Genomic DNA, 25,539 nt, shown 5'->3' on the forward strand with positions numbered 1-25,539 from the left:
TGAACCAAGTGCACTCTCGCCGGCGTCCAATCAATGATGAGGACGAGCCTGCGTGCACATCGCCTCGGCGCGGTGACTCCCAAGCTTTGGGGCGACCATCTCTGGAGTCCGGGCTATTTCGCCGCCTCCTGCGGAGGGACGCCGATCGCCATTGTTCGGCAATATATCGAGAACCAAAGGCGCGCCTTGACCCGGCCTTGAAGGACCGGGTTTGTCGCGGATGCGTTTTTAGACGGTGCGAGGCAATGACGGGCCCCCGCAACTTACGTGGAATACCCTGCTATTGCTCGTGAAAGGCACGGTGAAAGCTGTCCCTAATCGGCTGCGTGATATAGCGGAAGAAGCTTCGCTCCCCAAGCTGCACCATCGCCTCAACCGGCATTCCGGGCGTGAGATGGACGTTGGGAAGACGATCAAGCTGGTCCCGATCGAGCAGGATCTGCACTTTGTAGTAGTTGTTCTTTGTCTGCTCATCGGCGGTGGCGTCGGAGGCGACGAAGGTGACGCGGCCGGCAACGAACGGCACCAGGCGCTGCTTGAACGCCGGCAGACGCACCTGTGCTTCAAGGCCGGGATACACCACATCGATATCGTTCGGCGAAAGTTTCACGTTCGCCACCAGCCGGTCGTGCGATGGCACCAGTTCCATCACCGTATCGCCGGGCCTGACCACGGCGCCGACGTTGAACACCCGCATGCCAAGGACAGTGCCGTCCTCGGGCGCCACCACGTCGCGGCGCACGGCGACGTCCTGCGCGGCGCGCAATTTGTCCTCCACCTCGTTCAGCTTGGTGCTGGCCTCCCGCATGTCGTTCGAGACATCCTGTAGCCGCTGATCTTGAATCTGCTTCATGGATGAACGGGATTCCGCGATGGTGGCGCGCGCGCGTTGGATCTGTCCGCTCAGGTCGCCCAGCGTCCCCTCCAACCCGGCTTGGCTGCGCTGCAAGGCCAGCACAGTGGACAGCGTCGCCAGGCCCTTTGTCAGCAGCCCCTGCTTGACCTCGGTCTCGTGCCGTATCAATTCGAGCTGTTGCCGGGTAGCCCGCTGCTGCTGTTCTGCCGATTCAATGACGCCTAGCTGCTGATCGACCCGGTCTCGGAGTACGGCAATCTGGCTTTTCAGGCTGACCGTGCGCGCCTCGAACAGCGCGCGCTGCCCGCTGACCGCATCGGCGGCGCGCAGGGCGTCGAAACCTTGCCCGCTCGCTGCAGCCAGCAGATCGTCAGGAAAGCTTATATCGCTTCTGCCGGCCGCCTCTGCGTCAAGTCGGGCCAATTGTGCCAGCAATGCCCAGCGCTGGGCTCGCGCCGTCTCGGCCGTCGCGCTCGCCTGCACGTCGTTCAGCCGCATCAGCACCTGACCGGTCCGCACATGATCGCCGTCGCGCACGGTCAGTTCCGCAACCGATCCTCCCTCCTGATTGGCGATGATGCGACGCTGGCCCTCGACCTCGATCGCGCCCTGCGCGATCGCTGCTTCCGCCAGCGGAGCGGAGACGGACCAGGCGCTGAAGCCGCCGATGAAAACCGCCATGGCCATCAATCCGAGCAGGATCACGCCGCGTGTCGACGGATGAGGCGCCTCCATCAACGGTAGCGCGGGCGACGCAATCGACCGGGCGGGGCTGTCAGCAACGATGGCTCGTTCGGAGGGGGACGGGAGAGCTTGGGTCATGATGCAACACGGTTCGGTTCGCCTCGGGCGGGTGCCGCCACCCTGGCGATGCGAGGTTCGGTGATTGTCGGGCGGTTGTCGGGCGCCGGGTGGGCGATGACGCGGTTCAGGACCTCGACCCGCGGCCCAAACATTTCGACCGCGCCATCCCGCATCAGCAAGACCAGATCGACATGCCGCACCAGACGCGGACGATGCGAGACCAGGACCACCGTGGTCCCGCATGCCTTGAGCTTCCCCAGCGTATCGGCCAGATTGGCCTCGGAATCGCCGTCGAGATTGCTGTCGGGTTCGTCCAACACCACGAACCTCGGATCGCGGAACAGGGCACGTGCCAAGCCGATCAATTGCCGCTGTCCGCCGGAGAGATACTGACCGTTCTCGCCGATCTCGGTGTCGTAGCCGCATGGCAGCCGCAGGATCATGTCGTGGCAGCCCGCAAGCTGCGCGGCTCGGTAAACCTGCTCGGGCGAGGCGTCTCCCATCCGTGCGATGTTGCGGAACACCGAACCCTCGAACAGCTCGACAGACTGCGGCAGGTAGCCGACGTAGCGGCCGAAATCCTCGCGCATCCAGCGATGGACGTCGGCGCCATCGAGGCGAACGGTGCCGGCGCTTGGCGCAAGCGTGCCGATCAGCATCTTGATCAGGGTAGTCTTGCCGGCTGCCGACGGGCCGATGACGGCAAGACTGTCACCCGGAGACAGCGCAAACTGCACACCTTTGACGATCGGCGACGTCGAACCCGGCAAGCCGTACGTGACACGCTCCACCGAGAGGCGGCCGACCGGGGTCGGTAACGGCCGGCCGGGCGGACGAAGACGAGGCAAGCTGAGGAAGTGCTGCAAGCGAAAGAAAGCCTGCCGGGCCTGGACAAGCTGCTTCCAACCGCCGATCAGCATTTCTACCGGCGCAAGCGCCCGGCCCATGATGATGGAGCCGGCAACAGTTGCGCCCGATGTCAGATCGTGCTGCAGCACCAGATAGCAGCCGGCGCCCAGGACGGCGATCTGCACCCCAAGGCGCGCGAACCTGGCCGTGGCCAGCAGCAAGGAGGCTCGCTGCGCCGCGCGCCACTGCGGCGGCAGCATTTCGGCCACCCCCTCCTGCCAGCGGCGCATCACTGCCGGCAACATGCCCATGCTGTCAATCACCTCCGCATTGCGCGCGATGCTGTCAGCGCGACGTTGCGAATTGGCCGCCGCAACATTTGCCTCCTTCATCAGGCGCGAGGTGGTCAGCTCGTTCAGCAAGGTGAGAATGAAAAGGACGATCGCTCCTGCGGTCGCGATGCAACCCAGCACCGGATGCAGGGCGAAGATCACGGCGAGAAAAACCAGCACCCAGGGAAGATCGTAGAGGGCGAGCAGAGCAGGGGAGCCGAGGTAGCCGCGGCAAATGGCGAGATCGCGCAGCGCCTCCATGCGATAGGAATGACCAGAGAGCACGCTCTCGATCGCTCTCGCAAAGCCCTCCGGCGCGGCCTTCCGCTCGACCCAGGTCGCAACACGCTGCAGGGTCTGATTGCGCGAGATTTCCAGAATGGCCAGCAACAGGATGGACGCGCCCGCAATCAGCGACAGATAGAGCAGCGTATCGACGTTGTGCGTCGTCAGTACGCGGTCGAAAATCTGCATCATGTAGATCGGAATGGTGAGCTGCAGCAGGTTGACCATGCCGCTGAACAGGCCCACCACCAGGAATTGCAGCTTGCAATAGCCGATAGCGCGGCTGAGGATTGTCTCGCTTTTCCCGTGCGGATCAATCGCCGCAAGCTTCGACATCGGCTTCATATGCGACGCCCCCCATTTTCCAACCCCGACGTCTTCGTCGTGATATTCGAGCCTCGGGGCTCTCCTGCCGTACGTGACAGGCACGGCGACTTCAAAATCCGTCCAGTACAGTCGTCCACCTCAAAGAGAAGGACGACTGTATCCGGCAGAAGCGCTGTTATCTCGCTCCAAGGACAGGCAATCCCGAGTGGACTTAGCTCAGGACGAAGTCGTGGTGAGAAAGGTCCGCGGCGTGAACGCCCTGTAACGTCACATCCCCAGCGGCGCCGAGGTCCAGCACGGCGCCGTTGGCGGTGTCGTGCACGTGCGCAAGCGGATCAAAATTGGGGCCGAAGCCCGACAAATTGATCACGTCGTCGTTCACGTCGAAGTCCGTGATAGCGTCGTGCCCGCCTTGCGACATCTGGAAGGTGAAGGTATCCGCACCGCCATTGCCGGTCAGGATGTCGTTGCCCACACCGCCATCGATGCGATCCGCGCCACTGCCGCCGATAATGGTGTCGTTGCCTTCGTCGCCGAACAGCTTGTCGGACACCGCACCGCTGCCTAAACTGGATGCCTGGATGAAGTCGTTGCCGGCATCGCCGTGGATCTCGGCAGCGGCCTGCCCGCCGAGCGGCGGATTGAATGCGGCCACACCGGTGATCCTATCGTTACCGGCTCCCCCATGAACCACGTCACCGAACGTCTCAGTCCACTGTACGATATCGTCGCCGTCACCCGCATCGGCAAAGCCGTGCTCACCCATATGGTCGATCACGTCGTTGCCAAGGCCGCCGAAGATCTGATCGTGGCTGCCGCCGCCACTGATGTGATCGTCGCCGTCACCGCCATCAAGGCGGTCGGTGCCGCCATTTCCAATGATGGTGTCATTTCCGGTACCGCCTTCGATACGGTCGTTACCGTCGCCGCCGGTCAGGGTATCGTCGCCGGCATCACCGAAGATCTTGTCGCCTGCCGTGGCGTGCGCTGCATCCGTCGTAAACGCGGAGATGATGTCGTTGCCGTCGCCGCCATGGCTTTCGTCGGACGCGGTATCGGAACCGGTGATCCGGTCGTTGCCTTCGTCGCCGAAGACGACGTCTCCGACTGCATCATTCCAGGAGATGACATCATCGCCGGCACCGGCGTGAACGACATCGTGTCCCATCATCTGGTCGACGGTGTCATTACCGTCGCCGCCGTAAACCAGGTCGTTGCCGGCTCCGGTGCTGATGTGGTCATTTCCCGACCCGCCATCGAGGTAGTCGTTGCCGCCTCCACCGTTGATGGTATCGTTTCCGGTGCCGCCTTCGATGTGATCCGCGGCATCGCCGCCGATCAGCGTGTCATTGCCGCCGTCGCCGAACATCCGGTCGCCCGCCGTAGCGTGCGCGGCATCGGTCGTGAAGGCCTGGATGAAGTCATCGCCGTCGCCGCCGTGACTTTCATCGGACGCCGTGTCGGAGGCGATGATCCTGTCGTTGCCGCCATCGCCATAGACGATGTCACCGACCGCGTCATTCCAGGAAATCGTGTCGTTGCCGTCGCCGCCATGGACAACATCATGACCGGCCATCTGGTCGATGGTGTCGGCGCCGTCCCCGCCGAACACCGTATCGTTGCCGGCTCCTGTGCTGATGTGATCGTCGCCGTCGCCGCCATCGAGGAAGTCGTTGCCGCCATTTCCCATGATGGTGTCGTTACCGGTGCCGCCCTCGATGTGGTCGTTGCCGTCGCCGCCGATCAGGGTGTCATTGCCGGCGTCTCCGAAGATCTTGTCGCCTGCGGTGGCGTGCGCGGCGTCGGTCGTAAAAGCCTGAATGAAGTCGTTGCCGTCGCCGCCGTGGCTCTCGTCGGCCGCCGTATCGGAACCGATGATCCGGTCGTTGCCCTCATCGCCGAAGACGACATCACCGACCTTGTCGTTCCACGAGATCAGATCGTCGCCCGCGCCTGCGTGGACGACGTCATGACCGGCCATCTGATCGATCGTATCGATGCCGTCACCGGCGAATACGACATCATTGCCCGCGCCGGTGCTGATGTGGTCGTTTCCCGATCCACCTTCGAGAAGATCGTTGCCGTTGCCGCCGGTGATGACGTCATTGCCTGCACCACCAAGGATATGGTCGTCGCCATCACCGCCGTTGAGCGTATCATCACCATCATCGCCTGACAGCGTATCGTTGCCGCCGTTGCCGTCAATCGTATCGTTGCCGGCAAGGCCGAAGATATGATCCGGCCTATCGGTGCCGGTCAGGATATCGTCGCCGTTCGTTCCCGTAAGATCAGACATGACGCGTTCTCCCTGTCAAATGTGAGCCTCAGCGGGTTGCAGGTTGACGAGAGTCCTGCGCTGCCCTCAACCGACGCCCTCACGTATTGGTAAGCTTTCTTTTCGGAGAGTTCAGGGGCGATATGGTTGCATCTGTAATGCGGGGAACAGATTGCTGTAACCAAACTGTAACGTCGTTCTCAAGGCGAGACGAGGGTCTCATCCGAACTGACGGCGTGATTGATCATGAACGGCATGACGGCAAGTCACGTCGCTGTGCTTATTGGGTCGGGTTCGTCGTTGAGTTTGAGACGTCCCGAGGCTGCCAAATCCATCGCAGCAGCTAATTCCGAGGTGCCCACGCGGCGCTTGCCGGGTCGTTACGATCAGCAAGGACTTGCTGAGTCGCTTCTATCGTGGCGCGCGGCTTCTTGCGCCCGATCTTGCGGACGACCGTATAAAACGCTGGCGTAAACAGGAGTCCGAAGGCGGTCACTCCCAGCATTCCTGCGAACACCGCAGTGCCGAGCGATTGACGCATTTCCGAGCCTGCCCCGGTGGCGACCACGAGAGGTGCGACACCGAAGATGAACGCCAGCGACGTCATCAGGATCGGTCGCAGCCGCGTGCGCGCGGCGGTGACGGCGGCCTCACCGGGCGTGGCGCCGGCTTCCTCGGTCTGGCGTGCGAATTCCACGATGAGGATCGCGTTCTTGGCGGCGAGTCCAACCAGCACGACGAATCCGATCTGCGCGAGAACGTCGATCGCCATGCCGCGCATCAAAAGACCCGTCACGGAGGCAAGCAGGCACATCGGAACGATCATCACCACCGCGAGCGGCAGATTCCAGCTTTCATACTGCGCGGCGAGCACCAGGAACACGAACAAGGCGGCGGCGCCGAACACCAGCAGGGACGAGGTCCCGGGCTGTTGCTGTTGGAAAGCAAGCTCGGTCCATTCGAAGCCGATGCCTGGCGGCAGCACCTCGCGCGCGAGTTCTTCCATGCGGTGCAACGCCGTGCCGGTCGCGACACCGGGCGCCGCGACGCCCATCACTTCGGCAGCCGGGAATAGATCGTAACGAGGCACGCGATAGGGTGCGTTCTCGGATTTCAGCCGCGCCACGGTGCCGACCGGCACCATCTCGCCGGAGGCGTTGCGCGCCTTCAGCCGCGCGATGTCGTGCGGATCCTGGCGGAACGAGCCATCGGCCTGCGCGATGACCTGATAGGTGCGGCCGAGATAATTGAAGTCGTTGACGTATTGGGAGCCGAGATAGACTTGCAGGGTGTTGAAGACGTCGGTAGGCGTCAGCCCGACCTTCTCGGCCTTCTCTCGATCGATATCGGCGTTGACCGCCGGCGAGCGTGTCCCGAACAGCGTGAAGACGCCGGCGAAACTCGGATCCTTGTTGGCAGCGGCCACCAGCGCCTGTGCTGCTTTCGACAGTGCCTCCGAGCCGAGGCCCGCGCGATCCTGCAGCATCATCTTGAAACCGCCGGCATTGCCGATGCCCTGCACCGGCGGGGGCGGAATCGTCAGCACATAGGCTTCCTGGATCACCGAGAGGCGCTTGCGCAGGTCGGCGAGCACGCTCGGTGCGGTCAGGCCGGGCACGTCATGGTTATAGAGCGATGGCAGGCCGGAAAAGATCGTACCGGCGTTGGAGGCGATGGTGAAGGTGGTTGCATCCAGTCCTGCAAACGGCGCGACGTGCTCGACACCGGGAGTGGACATGATGATGTCGATCGCCTTCTTGACCACCGCCTCCGTGCGCTCGAGCGAAGCGCCGGGCGGCAGTTGCACGACGGTGATGAGATAGCCCTGATCTTGTTCCGGGATGAAGCCAGTGGGCGCCCGGGCGAACTGGAAGCCGGCGACGCCGATCAGCGCGGCGTAGACCACGAGCACGACGCCGGTGATCTGCACCAGCCGCCGCGTCAGCCGTCCATAGCCTGTCGACAGCCACTCGAAGCCGAAATTGAAACGCGCAAATCCGGCCTGCACCAGGCGGACGATCCATGGTCCGCGCGGCTTCTGGCCGGGCTCGTGAGCCTTGAACAGCACCGCGCACAAAGCAGGGCTCAGGGTCAGCGAGACGAAGCACGAGATCAGAGTCGACACGGCGATTGTGACCGCAAACTGTCGAAAGAACTGCCCGGTAATGCCCGACAGGAAGGCCGAGGGCACGAACACCGCGCATAGCGTCAACGCAATCGCGATCAGCGCGCCGCCGACCTCGTCCATGGTGACATGGGCGGCCTGGGTCGGGGTCATGCCGCGTTCGAGATTGCGCTCGACATTCTCCACCACGACGATGGCGTCATCGACGACAATGCCGACCGCGAGCACGAGGCCGAATAACGACAGGTTGTTCAACGATATTCCGAGCACATAGAGGAAGACGAAGGTGCCGACCAGCGACACCGGGATCGCGATCACCGGAATGATCGCGGCGCGCCAGCTTTGCAGGAACAGGAACACGACGCCGACCACCAGGAGGATCGCGATGAAGATGGTCTTGATCACCTCGTCGACCGATTTGCCGACGAAGATGGTGGGGTCGTAAATGATCTTGTACTGCAGGCCGGGCGGAAAATCCTTGCCCAGCTTCTCCATTGCGTCGAGCACTTCGTGCTCGACGGCGAGGGAATTGGCGCCCGGCTGGGCGAAGATCAGGAGCGGCAGGCCCGGCTCGCGATCCATGTAGGCGGACGATCCGTAGTCGGAAGCGCCGATCTCGACGCGGCCCACATCGCGCAGCCGCGTCACGCGGCCCTCGGTGTCCGACTTCAGGACGATGGCGGCGAATTGTTCTGGTGTCGACAGGCGCCCAAGCGTCTGCACGTTGATCTGATAGGCCTGCTTGGAGGCGACCGGCGGCTGGTTCAGCACGCCCGCCGAAACCTGGACGTTCTGGGCGCGCAGCGCGGCAAGCACCTCGCTTGCGTTCATGTTATGCGCCGCAACCTTGTCGGGATCGAGCCAGATGCGCATGGCGTATTCGCGCCCGCCCTGCATCTGCACATCGCCGACGCCCGGTAGCCGCGCCAGCACGTCCTTTACGTGCAACGTCGCGTAATTCGAGGTGTAGAGCAGGTCGCGCGACGAGTCGGGCGAATAAAGATGTACCGCGAGCAGGATGTTCGGTGTCGACTTGCGCACCTGCACGCCGAGCCGCTGGACGTCTTCCGGCAGCCGGGGAAGCGCATCCTGCACCCGGTTCTGCGTGAGCATCTGCGCGACGTTGAGGTCGGTCCCGATCCGAAACGTCACGGTGACCGTGAGCTTGCCGTCGCCGGTGGACTGGCTGCTCATGTAGATCATGTTCTCGACGCCGTTGATCTCCTGCTCGAGCGGTGTCGCTACCGTGCGCGATACCGTCTCGGCAGATGCGCCGGGATAGGTGGTGGTGATCTGGACCGTCGGCGGCACGATCTCCGGATATTGCGAGATCGGCAGGATGGCGAGCGCGCCGAGGCCGATCAGCGTCAGGAAGACGGAGAGGACAGTCGCAAAAATCGGCCGGTCGATGAAGCTATGGGTCACGGAGAACGCTCCTGTCTTCTCGGTCCTGGTCTCTAGCCTTGGCCGTCAACCTTGGCCGTCAGCGGCAGCGTCGTAATGGATGGCGCCGTCTTGCGGCGCGACCTTGGTGCCGGGAATGGCGCGCACCAGGCCGTCGATGACGACGCGGTCGCTCGCCTCGAGGCCCGACTGGATCACGCGCAATCCGCCGCGAAGATCACCGGTGGTCACGATCTTTGGTTTCACGGTCGCATCAGCGCCGACGGTCATGACCAGCCGCTGCGACTGGTCGAGCATGACGGCGGCGTCCGGCAAGAGATAAACCTGCGTCGGCGGGGCGATCGCAACCCGCAGCCGCGCGAACTGGCCGGGCGCCAGGAACAGATCCGGGTTAGGCACGGTGCGCGCGCATGAATGGTGCCGCTGGAGCGGTCGAGTGCATTGTCGATGAAGTCCAGCGTGCCCTCGCGGGCGAACCTGTTCTCGTCGCTGAGGCTGATCGCGACCTTGTTGGCGAGCGGACCGCCAACGCGGGCGCGCTCGCGCGAGAATGTCAGGAAATCGGATTCGCTCATGTCGAAATCGAGATAAAGAGGATCGAGCGAGACTAGCGTCGTGAGCAGCGTGGTCGGACTGGTGGCAGCACGGCTGCCCGCGATCAGGCTTCCAATCGAAACCTGGCGCGCGCCGATGCGTCCCGTGAACGGTGCCCGTACGCGGCAGTATTCAAGGTCGAGTTCCGCGTCCCGCACCCGCGCCTTGGCGTCTTCGACCGCGGCCCGCGACGCATCCTGGTCGTTGGTGCGCTGGTCGACCGTCTCCTGCGTTGCGAACTCGTTGCGCTTGAGCGATTGCGCCCGCGTAAGCTGGTTGCTGGCGAGTGCCACGCGCGCCGTTGCGGTCACAAGCGCAGCTTGCGCCTGCGCCAGCCTGATCTCGTAGGGCCGCGGGTCGATCACGAAGAGGAGGTCGCCCTTGTGGACGATCTGGCCGTCCTTGAAATGAAGTTCGGTCAAGATACCGCCGACCTGGGCCCGCAATTCAACCCGGTCGATGGCCGAGAACTGTCCGAGGAAACCGACCCTGGCATCGACCTCGCGCTGCAAGGGCTGGCTCACCGTCACCGGCAGGGGAGATGGCAGCGCCGCCGCCTGGTCTCCTTTGCGAGGCGCAAAGCCGAGATAGGCAAAGAGCGCGACAAGCGCCGCCATTGCAGCGATTGCGGCCGTTCTCCATGTCCGCCGGCGCGGCGCCGGCGGCTTCAGCGGTTCTCGTTCAATGTTGGAATGATCGCTGATCTGATCCATGAGGCTACCATCAGTCCTTGCCATGCCGGCAGTTCGGCCGAAGCTCTGCCGGCCCGCCGAACCACACCGGCCAGTCCAGGTTTCGGGGGAGGCGTCGCCAGGCAGTTATTTCGGAAGCGGATAAGTTGCGTTCGGGGTTGATATTTGGAGGGGGAACTCCAATATAGTTCGCCGGATATAAACTCAGGGAGGCGCCGTTCAAGGATTTTTGGAGCGATGACACCAAAAATAAATCAGCAGAAGAAAATTCAAGCAAAGAGCGCTCAGGACGAGAGGCGTGGCCGTGGCCGGCCCGCCGTCTTCGATCGTGCCGCCGCGCTGCAAGAGGCGATGAAGCTGTTCTGGGAACGCGGCTATGAAGGCACGTCGTTCAACGACCTGATCGCCGCGATGGGGATCAGCGCGTCGAGCTTCTACAACTCGTTCGGCAGCAAGGAAGAACTCTATTGCGAAGCCACGCATTCCTTTCTCGAATGGTCGGGCCAATGGTTCTTCGCCATCCTCAATGATCCTTCGATCGATACCAGGACAGCCTTCGCGCACCTGTTCGAGGCGACCGCAGAAGAGTTCACCCGCGGCGATCACCCGCTCGGCTGCATGATCTCGCTTGCTGGCACACATTGCTCACCGGGAATGAAGAATATTCGTGACATGATGGCCGAGCATCGTGCTTTTTCGGAAGGCGCGATGGCCGCACGCATCCGGAAAGGCGTGATGGATGGCGACGTAGCCCAAGATGTCGATTGCGAAATGCTGGCCGCCTATTACAGTGCGCTGGCGCGCGGGCTTGCGGTGCAAGCGCGCGATGGGGCCGCCCGTGAGAAGTTGTCTGAAATAGGCCGGCTGGCCATGCGTGCGTGGCCAATGGCAAAGAGCGACGATCAAGGCTCGGCCGCGATTGCCGCTGATCGGTCGCGTGATGCCTGATCTATCGCGCGATGTAGCGGATTCAAGACAAGCCTCTGTGTGCCCGAGGGAGTCGAAAAGCTGGCAGATCCGCGATTTCCGGATTTAGATCTTGAGTTCGATGACTGAAGACGAGCCTCTCGATGAGATTTCAATGATCGAAGCTCGGCTCGAGCAGCTTGCCGAAGGCGCCGAGCGGTGCAGAAAGATCATTTTGGTTTCGAAGGCGGCAATCGCGGGCGGCATCGCATTGCTGATCGTTATGATGTTCGGCCTCTTCGGACCTGATCAAGTCGCTCTTATTGGATCAGTAGCCCTGGTGCTCGGCGGAATCGTATCGCTCGGATCGAATGTCAGTACGTTGCAACAGACGTTAGCCGACATAAGCGCTGCGGAGTTGCTCCGTTCTGATCTGATCGGCAGGATCGACCTCAAACTGGTTGGTGAGAGCACACGAAGCTGAGTTGCGCGCCCCCCGGGTGGGTCAGATGCCGACGTTACGGCCGAACTCAAGCTGGATCCGGTTTACGTCTGGAAGCGGACATTGGCCGCTCCCGTGGCTAGGCCGGCGACGGGCCAACCGCTGCCATGACCAGATGAGCTGACGGTGTGCGCAGTCCGCCACCCTCAATGACGGCGAGTCCAGCGAAGAGCTACCCGCTGGCGAACGTCGCCACGATCTGTTGTGTCATGACGATGAAAGCCCTGGCGGCTGCCGAACGGTAAGCGTTGCGACGGCGAAGCCGCGCGGCGCGCTTGGGCTCGAACGCAGGTTTCATTTTCACGGTGGACAGACCTGAGCCGCCGACGTTCTCCGGAAGGATAGTCGCGAGGTCGGTCTGGCGGATGAGTTCAAACAGCGTCAGGTTCGAGTTCGCCTCCGCGTCAATTCGCGGCCGCAAGCCTTCATTCCGGAAATAGCGGTCCACAATCCGGCAGATCGCCGAAGCCGATTCCGAGGTCCTGTGTGCACCGAAAACCTGATCCGCGTGTGATGCCGCGTTGGAATCGCCTAAGCTGGCGTGATGATCGGGCTGTTCTGCTTCGCTCGGCCGTCCTGGCCTCGCCATTCAAGTCGAAGTTGCGGCTTGAAGCCGAGAACGCGGTGCTCTGACAACAGTTAATTGTTTTGCGGCGCAGATCGCGCGGTCGCGTTCGGCTCACGAACCTTGATCGCTGGTTCTGTGCCCAGCTGTATCGGTGGTTTCCAGCAATCCTACAGGTTCTCACAATCGGCCGGCCCGAGACGCTCGTGCATTGGCACAGAGCCGGATTCTGCTGCTACTGGCGTTGGAAGTCGCGCCCACGGGGAGGGCGACCGCAGATCGGAACGGAGCTGCGCGTCTTGATCCGGCGGATAAGCGTCGAAAATCCGCTTTGGGGCGCGCCTCGCATCCACGGCGAACTGCTCAAGCTCGGGTTTCAGGTCGCGCAGTCGAGCGTCGCGCGATACGAATTTTACTGTAGTTGAACGGTGCGCGCGTTCAGTGGAATTTTTTCAATGAGATAGAAAGTGGCGTGTGCACAACTTGTGCACCGGAAGATCAAGAAAAATCTATTGATGACCAATTTTAGCAGTCGAGTCCTCGATGGGGGAAACTGCATGAGGACCATGAACCCCAGGCATCGTAGATGGGGGGCGCTTGCCGCGCCTTAGTGAAGGCTTGGCTACGAGGCCTATGAACATCCATTTGCGCCTGAATGCACCATCAGCGTCTCCTGGACGAGAGTTGCCAGCATCAGCCCATCGCGGTCATGAACACGTGCGATCGACAGCCCGCGACCGCCTTCCGCGCAGGGACTTTCGGTCTCGACATGCATCCAGGCGTCGGGGGAAAACGCGCGATGAAACCAGATGCAGTGGTTGAGGCTCGACACATAGAGCGGCTCGCGTGATTGCAGATCGCGAAGATGGCCGCCTACGCTGCTGAAGTTCAGCCACCAGTCCGACAGATACGCAAAGACCGCGGCTTGCGTCGTCGGACCGCGGACAAGCGGTCGCTTGCTCCTGAGCCAGAAGCGCAAGCGCGGCTGCGCAGTCGCGGCCGAGAGCTGGCGCTCGATATCAGGAATACGAAAATCCATACTGGGCTTGATATGCGGAGAGTAGGGACCGAGCGGCCGCAATTGCTGCATGAGGGCGGTCGGGATCGTGGCAAGCGCGGGCAAGTCATCGGGATTTTCCGACAGCGCCAGCGAAGACGCACCATGTCGCGGCCCGGGCTGCGGCGCGCAGAAGCTTGCTTGTGCGGCCACGATCGTTCGGCCGTCACCTTGCATGCCCAGCACGTGACGGGACGAGAACCGCTTGCCCTCCTGTAGCACCCTGACATTGAATTTGATCCGCTCGGCCGGATCGGCGCCGCGAAGGAACAGGATCTGCAGTGTTGCCGCCGGCCGGTCCTCGGGCGCGCTCATGGCCGCCGCCATCATGGCTTGGCCGAGAATCTGGCCGCCATAGGACCGACCATTGAGATTGGAGTCGCCAAACTGGGTACGGTAGCGGAGCTGACCGACCGGCGCGAGCGATACCAGCACTTCGATATCCGTCTCGTCCCAGGCGTCGCAGGCCTCGGCAGCATTCGCAGTGTCGGACCAAGCTTCGTTCATTGCCGGTGTCCCTGTCGGACTGCAGTCACCGAAAAAATGGCGAGGCCGCGGGTACGGACCTCGCTAAGGTCTTCTCGGGAGAAACTTGCTTTGTCACATTGCCGGAAATTTTTGCGGCGCCGGATAGAGTGGATAGCCAGCGGCGACGCCGTACTCGCTGATTCCGAACCCGGTCTCGTTGCCGCTCTCCAGCCGGACCACATGATCCGACAAGGTGCGCGCGATCGCCCGTGTTGCCGCATCATCGAGGTTCCAGACGTCATGCGTGGCATGTTGCTCGCCGCGATCGTCACCGTGCGTCCAGCCTTGCAGGCCGCCATACATGCCGGCCTTCAGGTAGAAGCGCGTCGGCAGGCCGTGCATCCTGACGTGGCGCGGCTCTCCGTGCTCGAAGGCGAAAGTGAGGTCGGCGACCGCAATGGTCTGGCCCAGCGGATCGTCGGCCCATTCGATCTTGTGTTCAACCGCGGTCACCTCGCGATGCGAGACCGAGCCGTCCGCTTCACGCCGGAATTCAGTTCCAGAAATGTAGTGCGGCTTTCCCGGCGTGCGTTCCTTGAGAAAGACCGAGATCGCCGAGGTGTCGAACTGGAACATCGACCAGGTCCAGAAGAAGTTCCGGTGGCTCGCGACCGGCGGCTTCGTCTCGTCGGTGCGCATCTCGGACCGCAGGCCCCAGGAGCGGTCGCGCTGTCCCCACCACAGCTCCGGTTTGATCTCGATGCGGCGGCCGTCGACGCTGATCCAGCCGCTCCAGCGGCCGAATTGCGAGACGCGCGCGAGATCCTCTTCGACGATGCCGTTGCGCTCGCGAAAATTCGGCTTCTCCTGCGCCGCTGGAAAGCTGGCCCTGAACTCGAGCGCAAAGCTGATCCCCGATGCATTGTCGGCCAGCGTGAGCCGGTGCAGGTTCATGCCCTCGACGATCTCGATTCTCAGACCGCCGACGGATGTCTCCAGCGGCCGCGCGCCCAGCCGGCGCGAGGCGCGGAAATTATGCTGGCGCCGGCCGACGGTCACACCGGCAAATCCGTCCATGATGCCGCGGTTCGGATAGTATCCGAGCCCGATATCGATCAGCAGCTCGGTGCCATCGATCGGATGCGCCGTGTACCAGTAGCGTTCCGTGAAACGGAGATCGCCGGTGTTCGTCTTCGCAAAGGGCATCGGCGTCTGGTGGCCGATCAGGTCGTCTTGGGCTGTCAGCATACTTGTCCTCGTTCAAGCCGCCTTGATTGCACGTCGTCGCCGATTGGCTCAGTCCTTGCCTGCTCCTGCGCCGATGATGTTGCCGAACAGCACCCAGGTCTTGCCGTCGAAACGGGCGAACTGGCGCTCGGTGATCGCCGCATAGTCTTCCGGCGTGGTCTGGATCGAGATGCCCGGCAGCAGCATCGGGAGCTCGACGCCTTTCAGGTTGGTCGCCTGCTTGATCACATTCTCCCGCGTGAGATTGTCGCCGCAGCGCTGCAGGATGATCGCGCCGAGTTGCGCGGTGGTGTAGCCGGTCACCGCGATGACGTCGTTGGGATCCATGCCCGGCAGGTATTTTGCGACGAAGGCGAGATAGTCGACCATGCCCTTGTCGCTGGCCCAGGTCGGATCATTCGGGGTCTTGTAGGAGGTGGTGGTCAGGACGCCGATGGAGGCGTCGAGGCCGGCCGGGACCAGGACACCGCTGATCGAATTCGCGGTCGAGCCGAGGAAGATCAGCGGCTTCCAGCCGAGCTCGTGGATCTTGCGGATCGCCATCGAGGCGAACTTGTTCTGCGCGGCGATCAGCACCGTGTCGGCACCCGACGCCTTCAGGTTGACAATCTGCGAGTCGATGGTCGGCTCGGTCGATTGGTAGGGCGCTTCCTTGACGATCATGGTGTCGGCCTTCGCGCCGAGGCCTTCCTTCAGGCCAAGCACGAAATCCTTGCCGATGTCGTCGGCCTGCAGCAGCACCCCGATTTTGGCGTCCGGCTTGTTCTGCAGGATATAGCGCGCAACGATCCGGAATTCGTTGACGTAGGTCGGCGAGTAGGGCGTGGTCCACGGAAATTGCTTCGGGTCGTTCCAGCGCGTGCCGCCGCTCTGCACCAGCAAATGCGGTACGCTGTTCTGGTTGAGATATTTCTGGATCGCGGCGTTGGTCGGTGTGCCGAACGGCGCCATGATAGCCAGCACCTTGTCGTTCTCGACCATCGACCGCGTGACTTCGACGGTCTTCGGCGGGCTGTAGCCGTCGTCGCGGGTAAGAAGATTGATCTGACGGCCGTTGATGCCGCCCTTTTCGTTCAGCATTGCAAAATAGCCGAGCATGGTGCGCGGGAAACTCGCGTAGACCGATGCCGGACCGCTGTAGGGGGCGTTGGCGCCGAGCTTGATTTCGGTGTCGCTGACGCCGGGGCCATAGGCCTTCTCGGCACTCGCGCCTGCGAGGCTCCAGGCCAGCGCAAGCGCCGATATTGCGAATGTGGAAATTGCCTGTCGCATGTTTCCCCCTATGATGTCCGACCCTCTCGCGGGGCGCTCGCTTGGCAGATGCGGAGCTTTACCAGCCGCATCTGTCGTGCAATAATAGACCGTCCATCCGGATTATCAACCGATTTCGCCGGAGGGGTAGGGACGACCGCAAAAGGTGAGGCGATGACGCGACGGAAACATCCGCGCCGCCCGCTTCGGAAGGGGAGGAAAGATGAAGCTGACGCAGGCGCTTACTTCGGCGGTTCAGTTGCGCAGGGACAATGTCGGCACGATCCATGCCGGCCGGTCGCGCACCTGGAAGGAGATCGGCCAGCGGGTCGCACGCGTAGCCGGCGGGTTGCGGCGGCTTGGTATCGAGCCCGGGGATCGCGTCGCGATCCTTGCTCTCAACAGCGATCTCTATATCGAGGCGCTTTATGCGATCGCCTGGGCCGGCGCAGTCGCGGTGCCGCTCAACACGCGCTGGGCCATGCCCGAGAATGCCTACGCCATCGACGATTCCACTCCGAAAATCCTGCTGGTCGACAGGGTCTATGCCGAAATCGCGACGGCCTTGCGCGCGGCGAAATCCCTGACGGCGCTCGTCTATATAGACGACGGACAGCCTCCGGAGGGAATGCTGGGCTATGACGTGTTGCTGAACAATGAGCCGATCGACGATGCGTCGGGTGCAGACAACGATCTGGCCGGCATCTTCTATACCGGGGGAACGACGGGTTTTCCGAAGGGCGTGATGCTGTCACACGCCAACATCATCTACGAATCGCTGGTCTGGATCTTTGCGCTCCGCTTCAGGGAAGATACCCGCTATCTGCACTCGGCCGGCCTGTTCCATCTTGCTGGCACCTCGCCGATGATCGCGCTGACCCTGCTCGGCGGCACCCATGTGACGATTCCGAAATTCGATCCGGAACTGGCGATGCAGGCGATTGCCGAGCACAAGGCAGACTACTGCCTGTTCGTGCCGACCATGCTCAACATGCTGCTCAATCATCCCTCCTTCGGCCAGTACGACCTCGGTAGCGTCAAGGATTGCGAATATGGCGCCTCGCCGATGCCGGACGCGCTGCTGGTCAAGCTGATGCGCGTGCTGCCGGGTTGGCGCTTCCATCAGGGCTACGGCATGACCGAGAGCGCGGCGCTGGCTACCATATTGCCATGGGAGTATCACGCGCTGGAAGGGCCGCTGGCGGCGAAGCGCAAATCCGCCGGCCGCGCCGCGCCCGGCGTTGAGATTCGCATCGTCGATGCCGACGGCACCGAGGTGCCGCGCGGCACTGTCGGCGAGATCGCGATCCGCGGTGCCGGCGTGATGCTCGGCTACTGGCGCAAGCCTGAGGAAACCGCCCGCGTGCTGCGCAACGGCTGGCTGCACACCGGCGATGGCGCCTGGATGGATGAGGATGGTTTTGTCTACATCGTCGATCGTCTCAAGGATATGATCGTCTCCGGCGGCGAAAACGTCTATTCCGGCGAGGTTGAGAATGCGATCTTCCAGCACGAGCATGTCAGGGAGTGCGCCGTCATCGCAGTTCCCGACGCGCGATGGGGCGAGGCCGTGCACGCGATCGTCGTGCCGAAGGACGGGCTCAAGCTCGATCCGGAAACCGTGATCGCGCATTGCCGGGGCCTCATCGCCGGCTACAAATGTCCGCGCTCGGTCGAAATTCGCCGCGAGCCGCTGCCGCTGACTGGCTCCGGCAAGATCATGAAGTCCGCGCTGCGCGATGAAAAATGGCGCGGCTACGCGCGGTCGGTCAACTGATGCAGAAGGCTGTGGCTTCATTGGATCGTCCCCCGCACTCGACCGGCGCCCCCGATGTCGTCGACGACGCCGCGGTGCGGGCCGGGCTCACGGTGCATCTTGGCCGCACGTTCAGACGCGCAGTCGCTATCGAGGGCTTCTCGCGAAAATCCTCGGGCTTTTCCTGGATCACCTATAGCTTCGTGGCACGTCCCGTCTCGGGTCCCACGCGCAAGCTGGTCCTCCGCGTCGGGCCGCCGAACGGGCTGTTTGCGCCATATTCGGTGATGCCCCAGGTGCTTGCGCTGCAGTCGCTCACCGGGACGCGCGTTCCCGTGCCCGGTTTGGTGTCGTTCGACCAGGGGGGAGCGGAAATCGGATTTCCCTTCTTCGTATGCGAGCATGTCGAGGGCGAGGTGCCGGCGCCCTGGGCGGGAAGCGAACTAGACGAAGGCCACAGGCGGGATATCGCCACGCAATTCATCGCGATATTGGCCGAACTGCACAAGCTCGACTGGCGCGAGCAGTCGTTGGCCTCGCTGCACGGCGACGGCCGCGAGCGCGAGGAAGTGCGCGCGATCTCGGTCTGGCGCCGATCGCTCGCGCGCCCGACCGCGCGCTATTACCCCTTGCTTGACTGGGGCGGGCGCTGGCTTGCTGAAAACTGCCCGCAGCCGCCGCGCCGAACCATCGTGCATGGTGACTACAGGATCGGAAATTTTCTCGAGCGCGAGCGAAAGATCACAGCCATCCTCGATTGGGAGCTGACGCATCTCGGCGATCCCCACGAGGACCTCGCATGGGCCCTGATGCCAACCTTCAACGCCAGGAGCCGCAAGCTCTATGGCGTGGTCGAGCGGGAGGAGGTGATCGAGCTCTATCAGCGCGCCTCGGGAATCTCGATCTCGGCAAGGAGTCTCGCGTTCTATGAGGCCTTTGCTCTGTATCAGGCTGCGGCGATCCAGATGTGCGCGGTTCGCGCCTTCGAGGTCGACCGCTTCAACGACATGCGTATGGCCGTGATGGCAAGCCAGATGCCGTCGATCGTGCGGGCGTTCGAGCGAGCATTGGAGGCTGTGGCATGAGCGCGTCCTTTGAAAGGCTGATCGACGGGATGGTCGAAGCGCTGCAGGCACACGTTCTGCCGGGAAGCCACGATGATTTTGCCCGGGGGCAGATCTTCTCGGTGATCTTTGCGCTCAATGGGTTGAAGCTCGCGGCGGACTGGAAGACGGGGCCGCTGTTGGAGCAAATTCGCCTTCAGGATGACGCCTTCGCGGCGGTGAGGCGATTGGCGGATGGAATGAGCCATCCGCCGTTGCCGGTGACACGTCTCACCGGCGGCATCGTCGACGCCGCGACCGTCGAAAGCCTGCGTGACGAGGGCGACCGGAAGCTGGGCGAGCTCTTGCTGTGGGCGACCGGCGAGGATGCGAGGACGGCCGACCGGAGCGCGGCAAGCGAGATCGAGATGATGCTGCGGCGTCTGATCTGCGATCAGCTCAAGGTCGAACTCGCGACGACGCCGAAATTGATGCTGCAGCAAATTGCGGGCGAACGGGTCGCGTCCGGGGCCAACTGAAGCTTAGTGAATGCCGGGGAAGGCGCTTGCCGCCGGCAAGTTGGAGTGGTATTAGTTAAACGGTCAGTCGGATTATTAAATGACCGATGCGGAACCGAGTGGTGGGAGGCGGAGCGATGAACGTAATGACCGGTATCTCGCCATGGGAGCAGTTGATCCGGCCGGATCGGGTGCACGGGACGCTCTACACCAATCCCGCGATCTTCGAGGCCGAACTCGAGAACACATGGTACCGCACCTGGGTCTATGTCGGGCACGAGAGCGAGGTGCCAAAGGCTAACGACTATGTGGTCAAGTCGATCGGCCCGCAATCGGTGATCATGACACGCGACGAGCAGGGCAAGGTCAATCTGCTGCTCAACCGCTGCTCGCATCGCGGCAATCAGGTCTGCTCCTACGACAAGGGCAACGCGCGCTCCTTCACCTGCCCGTTCCACTCATGGACCTTTGCCAACGACGGCCGCCTGGTCGGCTATGCCTTTCCGGATGGCTATGAGGGGCAGGACAAATCGAAGCTCGCGTTGGGGCGCGTCACCCGCGTGCAGTCCTATCGCGGCTTCGTGTTCGGCTCGTTCGCGGCCGAGGGGCCGACGCTGGAGGAGCATCTCGGCGGCGCCGCCGAAACCATCAATCGCCTGGCGCGCTCCTCGCCGGAAGGCGAGGTCGAGGTCACGGCCGGTTTCCTCAAGCACCGCGTCAAAGCGAACTGGAAATTCATCCTGGAGAACGAGTGCGACGGCTATCACCCGGCCTTCGTGCATACCTCGATCTTCGGCGTCGCCGATAGCGCGATCGGCAAGCTCTATGGCGGCGCCTCGACCGCGATGACGCGCGACTACGGCAACGGTCACACCGAGATCGATTTGCGTCCCGAGTTCCGCAAGCGCGATCAGCCGATGAGCTGGTTCGGCACCTCGTCCGAGCGTCTGCCGGATTACACCGCGCAGATGAACGCCGCCTATGGCGAGAAGGCGGCGCGCGAGATCATGATCGACGGCACGCCGCATGTGATGATCTTCCCGAACCTGTTCATTGCAGAAATCCAGATGTTCGTGATCCAGCCGCTGGCGGTCGACGACAGCGTGCAGCATGTCACCGCGCTGCAATTCAAGGGCGCACCCGACCTGAACCGTCGGCTGCGCCAGCAGACCATGGGCTCGGTCGGCCCCGCCGGTTTCCTGCTCGCCGACGATTCCGAGATGTATGAGCGCTGCCATCGCGGCGTGCTGGCCCGCAATCCGGAATGGATCTTTCTCGGGCGCGGCGAGAAGCGCGAGCGCCAGGACGAACTCGGCTTCCGGGTCGGCCATGTCACCGACGAGGTGCCGTCGCGCGGCATCTGGAGCCATTATCGCAAGCTGATGGAGCGTGGCTGATGTTGTCGCGCGAGAGCAGCGCCACGCTGATGAATGCGGTGACGGCGTTCATCTACCGGGAAGCACGGCTGCAGGACGAGCACCAGTACGAAGACTGGGAAAAGCTCTGGACCGAGGACGGCGTCTACTGGGTGCCGGCCAACGGCGTCGATATCGATCCCGAAAAGGAAATGTCGATCATCTATGACAACCGCTCCCGCATCGCGCTGCGTGTGCGGCAGCTCATGACCGGCAAGCACTTTACCCAGACGCCGCAGTCTCGCCTGCGCCGGCTCGTCTCCAACATCGAACTGATGGACGAGCAGGCGACCGGCGACATCGCGGTCGCCAGCAACAGCCTCATTTTCGAGTCAAGCCTGCGCGACGACACGCTGTGGGCCGCGCGCAACGAGTATCGGCTGCGCTATGTCGATGGCGAATTGCGGATGGTCTACAAGAAGGTCATGCTCGTCAATAACGACAAGGCGTTGTTCACGCTGTCGTTCCTCGTCTGACGCCGGAAAGGCCATGCCATGATCGACAAGGGACCGGTTCTGCTCGACATCAGCGACGGCATTGCGCGGCTGCGGCTCAACCGTCCCGATGCCGCGAACGGGATGAGCGCGGAATTATTGAGTGCGCTCGGCGACGCCATCATGGTCTGCCACGGCCATCCGGATCTGCGGGTGGTGCTGCTGAGCGGCGAGGGTACCAATTTCTGCGCCGGCGGCGATGTGCGCGCCTTCGCGTCCAAGGGCGAGAAGCTGCCGGACTACATCCGCCAGGCCACGGCCTATTTGCAGAATGCGGTGACGGGGTTGCTACGGCTGGAAGCCCCGGTGATCGCGTCGGTCCAGGGGTTTGCCGCAGGCGGCGGCGGCTTTGGCCTGGTCTGCGCGTCCGACATCGTGATTGCCGCGGAGTCGGCAAAATTCCTTGCCGGTGCCACGCGGGTGGCGATGGCGCCGGACGCCGGTGTCTCCGTGACGCTGTCGCGGCTGGTCGGCTTGCGCCGCGCGATGTCGATCCTCCTGACCAATCCGGTGATCTCGGCGCAGGCGTACGTCAAACATGTCCTGCTGGAGAGCTATCTCGAGCGATTGGTGCACAAAGTCGCGAGCCGTTATGACCATGTCGCGTATGTGGATGGTTTCGCGGGTCCTTGGCAAAGCGCCAATGAACGGTTCGAAGAAGCGCCAGCCGACAGGCGCTCTTGGATAAAAGGCGATTTGAAGCCGTCGAGAAGATCTGGGCCGCCATCACCCAGCACAGCAGCAAGCTCAAGTATATCTCGGGTAGCCGTGACGATCATGGTGGCGCAGCACGCCGTTAGGCTGAACAGTTTTTCCTCGGTGCTGAACTGATTGAGGCCCTCAATCCGGTGCGGCGGTCCAAGCGGCATATCGAGCAAAAGCGCCATCAGCATTGCGCGTTCGTGGTCAATGGCGGCTTGTTCATCGCAATTCACTGTCGTCCTCCATGGTCGCGGCTGTATGGGTCGATTTCCGTTTCTGCTTCAGCTCGCACACACCAAAACGCCCAACACCGATATCGTAGTCGAGGGCAAACTTGGTGGCATATCCGAGTTCGTCAAACCGCGCCTTTTTGTGATGCAGTTCGACGTAGGTCTCGCGCTCGCCCTTGTCGTTGAACAAGCGTGGGCGATGCACGACGAATCCCTGGTCGACCATGTTGTCCCAATGCTTTGAACCAGCGATGTGCTCAAGCTCCGGCGGCTCGCTGCGTCGCATGGTTTCCATCTTGGCAGGGTGCGCCAGGATTTGGACGTGGACATTGAAGTCGGTCGCGAAGTTGTAAAGCTCGCGCAGGCACCGGCCGATGTAATCGGTCTCGCTCTCGCGCGGCTCGCGGCTTGCCTCAAGCCGATTCCAAGGATCGACCTGGAGGATGTTGGCCTTGTACCGAACGACGGCGGTCTCCGCCTGTTGAAGCAACCACGCCAGCGTCGGTCGCCGTTCCGGATGAATCAGAAACAGGTAGTGATCATTGATCCATCGGTCGGCCGCCGCGATATCCGGTCCGGTCAAGATCGATTCCAGTTTCCGCGAATGCAACGTCCGCAGCTGGCGGCGGATGTGCGGCTTGGCCCGCGTCTCGAAACTCGCAACGCATGCCAAAAGACCATAGGCCTGGACGATGTTGTACCAGATTTGACCGAACAGCAGCGTCTTGCCCATACCGGGATGACCGGTCGTCACCGAGAGCGTTCCGGCGGCGAACATGCACTTGCGGCCCCAGTTGAACCCCGGGTCCCACGTCGTCATCGGCGCAGGCTCCGGAATTTCGGCCATCCGAAACAGACCCTCGGCTGGCCACGGCGTCGAGCCGTCGACGACAAGGTCATGCACCGCCTTGGCGCCATCGGTCCGCAGATGATCGTTTGCGTCTTTCGAACCTTCAGGCCAGTCGATGAAATAGAACTTCGCGGTGCCGAACAATTGCGCCATGGTCGAGCGCAATTCGAGGCCGGCCTTGTCCTGGTCGCCGCACCAGATGAAACGCTTGGCGCGATTCAAACCGGCCGCGAGCGCATCCCGAACATACTGCTGATCTCCGCTCGCCGACGGAGCGCCGAGAACCTGATCGGCTGCGATGCTGCACTCGACCAATGCGCAAACGTCCAGCTCGCCCTCAACGATGTAAACGTCGGTGAGGGGACCATCGAGCACAGCTGCCAGATTCCAGAACGTCGGGCTGGTGCCCTGCTTCTGCGTGAACGCCTTGGCTGGATAGGAACGCGCCTTCCAGCCGTCGGGATAGCGGAAGAACAGCGCCTCCGATTTGGATTGTAGGTCAGGGAAGAATGCCGTTCCGGATGCGACGGGCAGCTTCGCCAAAGTCTCTTGGCTTATCTTGCGCACGGCCCTGGCCCATTCGACGGCGCTGGGTGCCAGCGTCCGATGCGAACCCGTGAAATCCACAGTGGTGACAGTTGAAGATGATCCCATGACTGTCGTCCGCTCGCTTTACCGATAGACATTTCTGCGACTGGTGGTGCTTCCGTTTGTGGCTACAAACCGGGCATCGAAAGACGCCCGGTCTAGTGGCGTTGGTCCGAGCTAGGATCTGGAAATTCGTCTGCGGGCTGTTCTCCATTTGCTCTTGCCTCCCTTCGCAATCGCGCTCGTTCGTAGGCCGCATCGCTTCTCGCTTTCATCCTGGCGCGCTCATCGTGCGCGTCGAGGATCGCTTGAGTGGCGTATTTGTAACCGGGCGCCGGCGATGATCCGGCCGGCGGCTTTGTGCTCGACTTGAGCGCGTTTTCGGAATTCTTGCGCCGCAGCCAGCGCAGCAGCGTTTCCTTACGGGAGGCTTCCTTGGTGTCGAGCAGCCATGACCGGCACGCGTGACGCACCAGGCCGCGAACGTTTTTGATGAAGGGCAGCTCGGCATCGAGGGCGGCGAATTCCTCGGCGTCGATCAGGACCGATCCGTCGTCGGACAGAAAGTCGAAGTTCCCGAGAACGCGGCGCTCACCAGAGTCGGATTGCGATCCTGCTGATGATTCAGAATCTTTCTTACTACCATCATTAAAAGAAGAATCTTCTCTTATATGGTTTTGGTTTTGGTTGGATATGCGAACAGGCGGATCGAGCAAATGCTCGGGTGATGCGCCCGCATCTGCCGCATTGTTATTTTCCAATGAGTTAGCATCAGAGTGTGAGAACGCATTCGTTCTCGCTGAGAGAACACTTTTTCTTCTCGCTGAGCGAGAAACACTGGCGGGGTTGGAACCCCACCGGGACTGCGCGGCGTCAGCCGCTTTTTGTTGCCGTTTGTGCACTTGCTCCCGAACCTCATCGAGCCTTTTCTGCCGCCATCGACCATCTGAGAGTGTCCAAAACGCCATGACCCGCGGCCTTATGCGGGGCCAGTTATTCGGCGAGACGCGCGCAAACCGGGCTAGCTCGCTATCATCGTCGGGCAGGTCGTTATGCGGTCGCCGCCATGCCGTCATGAGCAGCAGCAGATAGGCTCCGGTTTCAGCGGCGCTGAGGTGCATCGTGTCCGAGAGGAAGGCATCGGTCCAAAGCGGCAGCGCGGGAAATTCGGCCATTACGCAATCCTCCGGCGAAAGAGCGGCGACGTTTGTACGGCGAGCCTCGGCTCAAGCAGCGATGCCTGGTAATGCCAGAGCGCGAGCGCATCAGCGGCGTTGTCATCGGCCGGTGCCCAACCGAGCCGATGACATGCATCGATGGTAAGGACCTTCGCCTCTTTGCGTTTGATCCGGTTGGTGCCGAGGAAATGCGCCCGCACGTCGGAGACGCGCGCCTCGCGCACA

General features: G+C 62.4%; 21 protein-coding genes and 2 pseudogenes. 9 read left to right on the forward strand and 14 right to left on the reverse strand.

Annotated features, from left to right (window positions below):
- Positions 1 to 36 precede the first annotated feature (36 nt).
- Complete coding sequence (locus CWO89_RS09405) at positions 37 to 201, forward strand: transposase (RefSeq protein WP_502702903.1); 165 nt, start codon at positions 37 to 39, stop codon at positions 199 to 201.
- A 79-nt stretch (positions 202 to 280) separates the two neighbouring features.
- Here CWO89_RS09405 and CWO89_RS09410 read toward each other — a convergent pair whose 3' ends face one another.
- The 7 genes and pseudogenes from CWO89_RS09410 to CWO89_RS09430 form a co-directional block, all read right to left on the reverse strand.
- Positions 281 to 1,678, reverse strand: a complete 1,398-nt coding sequence (locus CWO89_RS09410) for an HlyD family type I secretion periplasmic adaptor subunit (RefSeq protein ID WP_130578349.1) — start codon at positions 1,676 to 1,678, stop codon at positions 281 to 283.
- A complete protein-coding gene (locus CWO89_RS09415) occupies positions 1,675 to 3,471 on the reverse strand; it encodes a type I secretion system permease/ATPase (RefSeq protein ID WP_207234437.1) in 1,797 nt (598 codons plus the stop codon). The genes CWO89_RS09410 and CWO89_RS09415 overlap by 4 nt, the downstream gene beginning before the upstream one ends.
- Positions 3,472 to 3,664: 193 nt before the next feature.
- On the reverse strand, positions 3,665 to 4,108 hold the full coding sequence (locus tag CWO89_RS47725) for a M10 family metallopeptidase C-terminal domain-containing protein (protein ID WP_245475891.1): 444 nt from the start codon (positions 4,106 to 4,108) through the stop codon (positions 3,665 to 3,667).
- A gap of 168 nt (positions 4,109 to 4,276) precedes the next feature.
- Positions 4,277 to 5,749: pseudogene (locus CWO89_RS49450) on the reverse strand (calcium-binding protein); the annotation flags it as partial.
- A gap of 322 nt (positions 5,750 to 6,071) precedes the next feature.
- Positions 6,072 to 9,278, reverse strand: a complete 3,207-nt coding sequence (locus CWO89_RS09425; RefSeq protein WP_130578351.1) for an efflux RND transporter permease subunit — start codon at positions 9,276 to 9,278, stop codon at positions 6,072 to 6,074.
- 45 nt (positions 9,279 to 9,323) lie between these two features.
- On the reverse strand, positions 9,324 to 9,554 hold the full coding sequence (locus CWO89_RS46870; protein WP_207234438.1) for a permuted SH3 domain-containing protein: 231 nt from the start codon (positions 9,552 to 9,554) through the stop codon (positions 9,324 to 9,326).
- On the reverse strand, positions 9,524 to 10,468 hold the full coding sequence (locus CWO89_RS09430; RefSeq protein ID WP_207234439.1) for an efflux RND transporter periplasmic adaptor subunit: 945 nt from the start codon (positions 10,466 to 10,468) through the stop codon (positions 9,524 to 9,526). The genes CWO89_RS46870 and CWO89_RS09430 overlap by 31 nt, the downstream gene beginning before the upstream one ends.
- Positions 10,469 to 10,894: 426 nt before the next feature.
- On the opposite strand from CWO89_RS09430, the gene CWO89_RS09435 reads away from it, so the two are divergent.
- A complete protein-coding gene (locus CWO89_RS09435) occupies positions 10,895 to 11,491 on the forward strand; it encodes a TetR/AcrR family transcriptional regulator (RefSeq protein WP_130578352.1) in 597 nt (198 codons plus the stop codon).
- A gap of 100 nt (positions 11,492 to 11,591) precedes the next feature.
- Positions 11,592 to 11,933, forward strand: coding sequence for a hypothetical protein (locus CWO89_RS09440; protein ID WP_130578353.1), 342 nt, complete (start codon positions 11,592 to 11,594; stop codon positions 11,931 to 11,933).
- 190 nt (positions 11,934 to 12,123) lie between these two features.
- Here CWO89_RS09440 and CWO89_RS09445 read toward each other — a convergent pair whose 3' ends face one another.
- The 4 genes from CWO89_RS09445 to CWO89_RS09460 all read right to left on the reverse strand — a co-directional run bounded on the left by CWO89_RS09445 (position 12,124) and on the right by CWO89_RS09460 (position 16,561).
- On the reverse strand, positions 12,124 to 12,540 hold the full coding sequence (locus CWO89_RS09445; RefSeq protein ID WP_130578354.1) for a LysR substrate-binding domain-containing protein: 417 nt from the start codon (positions 12,538 to 12,540) through the stop codon (positions 12,124 to 12,126).
- Positions 12,541 to 13,147: 607 nt separating this feature from the next.
- On the reverse strand, positions 13,148 to 14,080 hold the full coding sequence (locus CWO89_RS09450) for an acyl-CoA thioesterase (RefSeq protein WP_130578355.1): 933 nt from the start codon (positions 14,078 to 14,080) through the stop codon (positions 13,148 to 13,150).
- A 93-nt stretch (positions 14,081 to 14,173) separates the two neighbouring features.
- Positions 14,174 to 15,289 (reverse strand): Rv3169 family protein, encoded by a 1,116-nt coding sequence (locus tag CWO89_RS09455; protein WP_130578356.1) that lies wholly within the window; start codon positions 15,287 to 15,289, stop codon positions 14,174 to 14,176.
- 48 nt (positions 15,290 to 15,337) lie between these two features.
- Positions 15,338 to 16,561, reverse strand: coding sequence for an ABC transporter substrate-binding protein (locus CWO89_RS09460; protein ID WP_130578357.1), 1,224 nt, complete (start codon positions 16,559 to 16,561; stop codon positions 15,338 to 15,340).
- A gap of 202 nt (positions 16,562 to 16,763) precedes the next feature.
- Between CWO89_RS09460 and CWO89_RS09465 the strand changes: the two genes are divergently transcribed.
- The 6 genes from CWO89_RS09465 (at position 16,764) to CWO89_RS47740 (ending at position 22,597) form a co-directional block, all read left to right on the forward strand.
- Positions 16,764 to 18,317 carry an acyl-CoA synthetase gene (locus tag CWO89_RS09465; RefSeq protein WP_130578358.1) on the forward strand — a complete coding sequence of 518 codons (1,554 nt, stop codon included), beginning with the start codon at positions 16,764 to 16,766 and terminating at the stop codon, positions 18,315 to 18,317.
- Positions 18,287 to 19,381, forward strand: a complete 1,095-nt coding sequence (locus CWO89_RS09470) for a phosphotransferase family protein (protein ID WP_130578359.1) — start codon at positions 18,287 to 18,289, stop codon at positions 19,379 to 19,381. Before CWO89_RS09465 ends, CWO89_RS09470 begins: the two co-directional genes overlap by 31 nt.
- Positions 19,378 to 19,878: a hypothetical protein gene (locus CWO89_RS09475; RefSeq protein WP_130578360.1), complete on the forward strand. Its 501-nt coding sequence runs from the start codon at positions 19,378 to 19,380 to the stop codon at positions 19,876 to 19,878. Before CWO89_RS09470 ends, CWO89_RS09475 begins: the two co-directional genes overlap by 4 nt.
- Before the next feature lie 116 nt (positions 19,879 to 19,994).
- Complete coding sequence (locus tag CWO89_RS09480; protein WP_130578361.1) at positions 19,995 to 21,254, forward strand: aromatic ring-hydroxylating oxygenase subunit alpha; 1,260 nt, start codon at positions 19,995 to 19,997, stop codon at positions 21,252 to 21,254.
- Positions 21,254 to 21,748: an aromatic-ring-hydroxylating dioxygenase subunit beta gene (locus CWO89_RS09485; protein WP_130578362.1), complete on the forward strand. Its 495-nt coding sequence runs from the start codon at positions 21,254 to 21,256 to the stop codon at positions 21,746 to 21,748. The genes CWO89_RS09480 and CWO89_RS09485 overlap by 1 nt, the downstream gene beginning before the upstream one ends.
- 18 nt (positions 21,749 to 21,766) lie before the next feature.
- On the forward strand, positions 21,767 to 22,597 hold the full coding sequence (locus CWO89_RS47740; protein WP_245475883.1) for an enoyl-CoA hydratase/isomerase family protein: 831 nt from the start codon (positions 21,767 to 21,769) through the stop codon (positions 22,595 to 22,597).
- A gap of 90 nt (positions 22,598 to 22,687) precedes the next feature.
- Here CWO89_RS47740 and CWO89_RS09495 read toward each other — a convergent pair whose 3' ends face one another.
- From CWO89_RS09495 to CWO89_RS45780, 3 genes and pseudogenes are all read right to left on the reverse strand, one after another.
- A complete protein-coding gene (locus tag CWO89_RS09495; protein ID WP_130578363.1) occupies positions 22,688 to 24,202 on the reverse strand; it encodes a bifunctional DNA primase/helicase in 1,515 nt (504 codons plus the stop codon).
- 92 nt (positions 24,203 to 24,294) lie between these two features.
- Positions 24,295 to 25,311, reverse strand: coding sequence for a DUF1376 domain-containing protein (locus tag CWO89_RS09500; protein WP_028167578.1), 1,017 nt, complete (start codon positions 25,309 to 25,311; stop codon positions 24,295 to 24,297).
- Positions 25,311 to 25,539 (reverse strand): annotated as a pseudogene (locus CWO89_RS45780) (hypothetical protein); the annotation flags it as partial. The gene CWO89_RS09500 and the pseudogene CWO89_RS45780, both read right to left, overlap by 1 nt.

This window comes from Bradyrhizobium sp. Leo170, assembly GCF_004296405.1.
Taxonomy (GTDB): domain Bacteria; phylum Pseudomonadota; class Alphaproteobacteria; order Rhizobiales; family Xanthobacteraceae; genus Bradyrhizobium.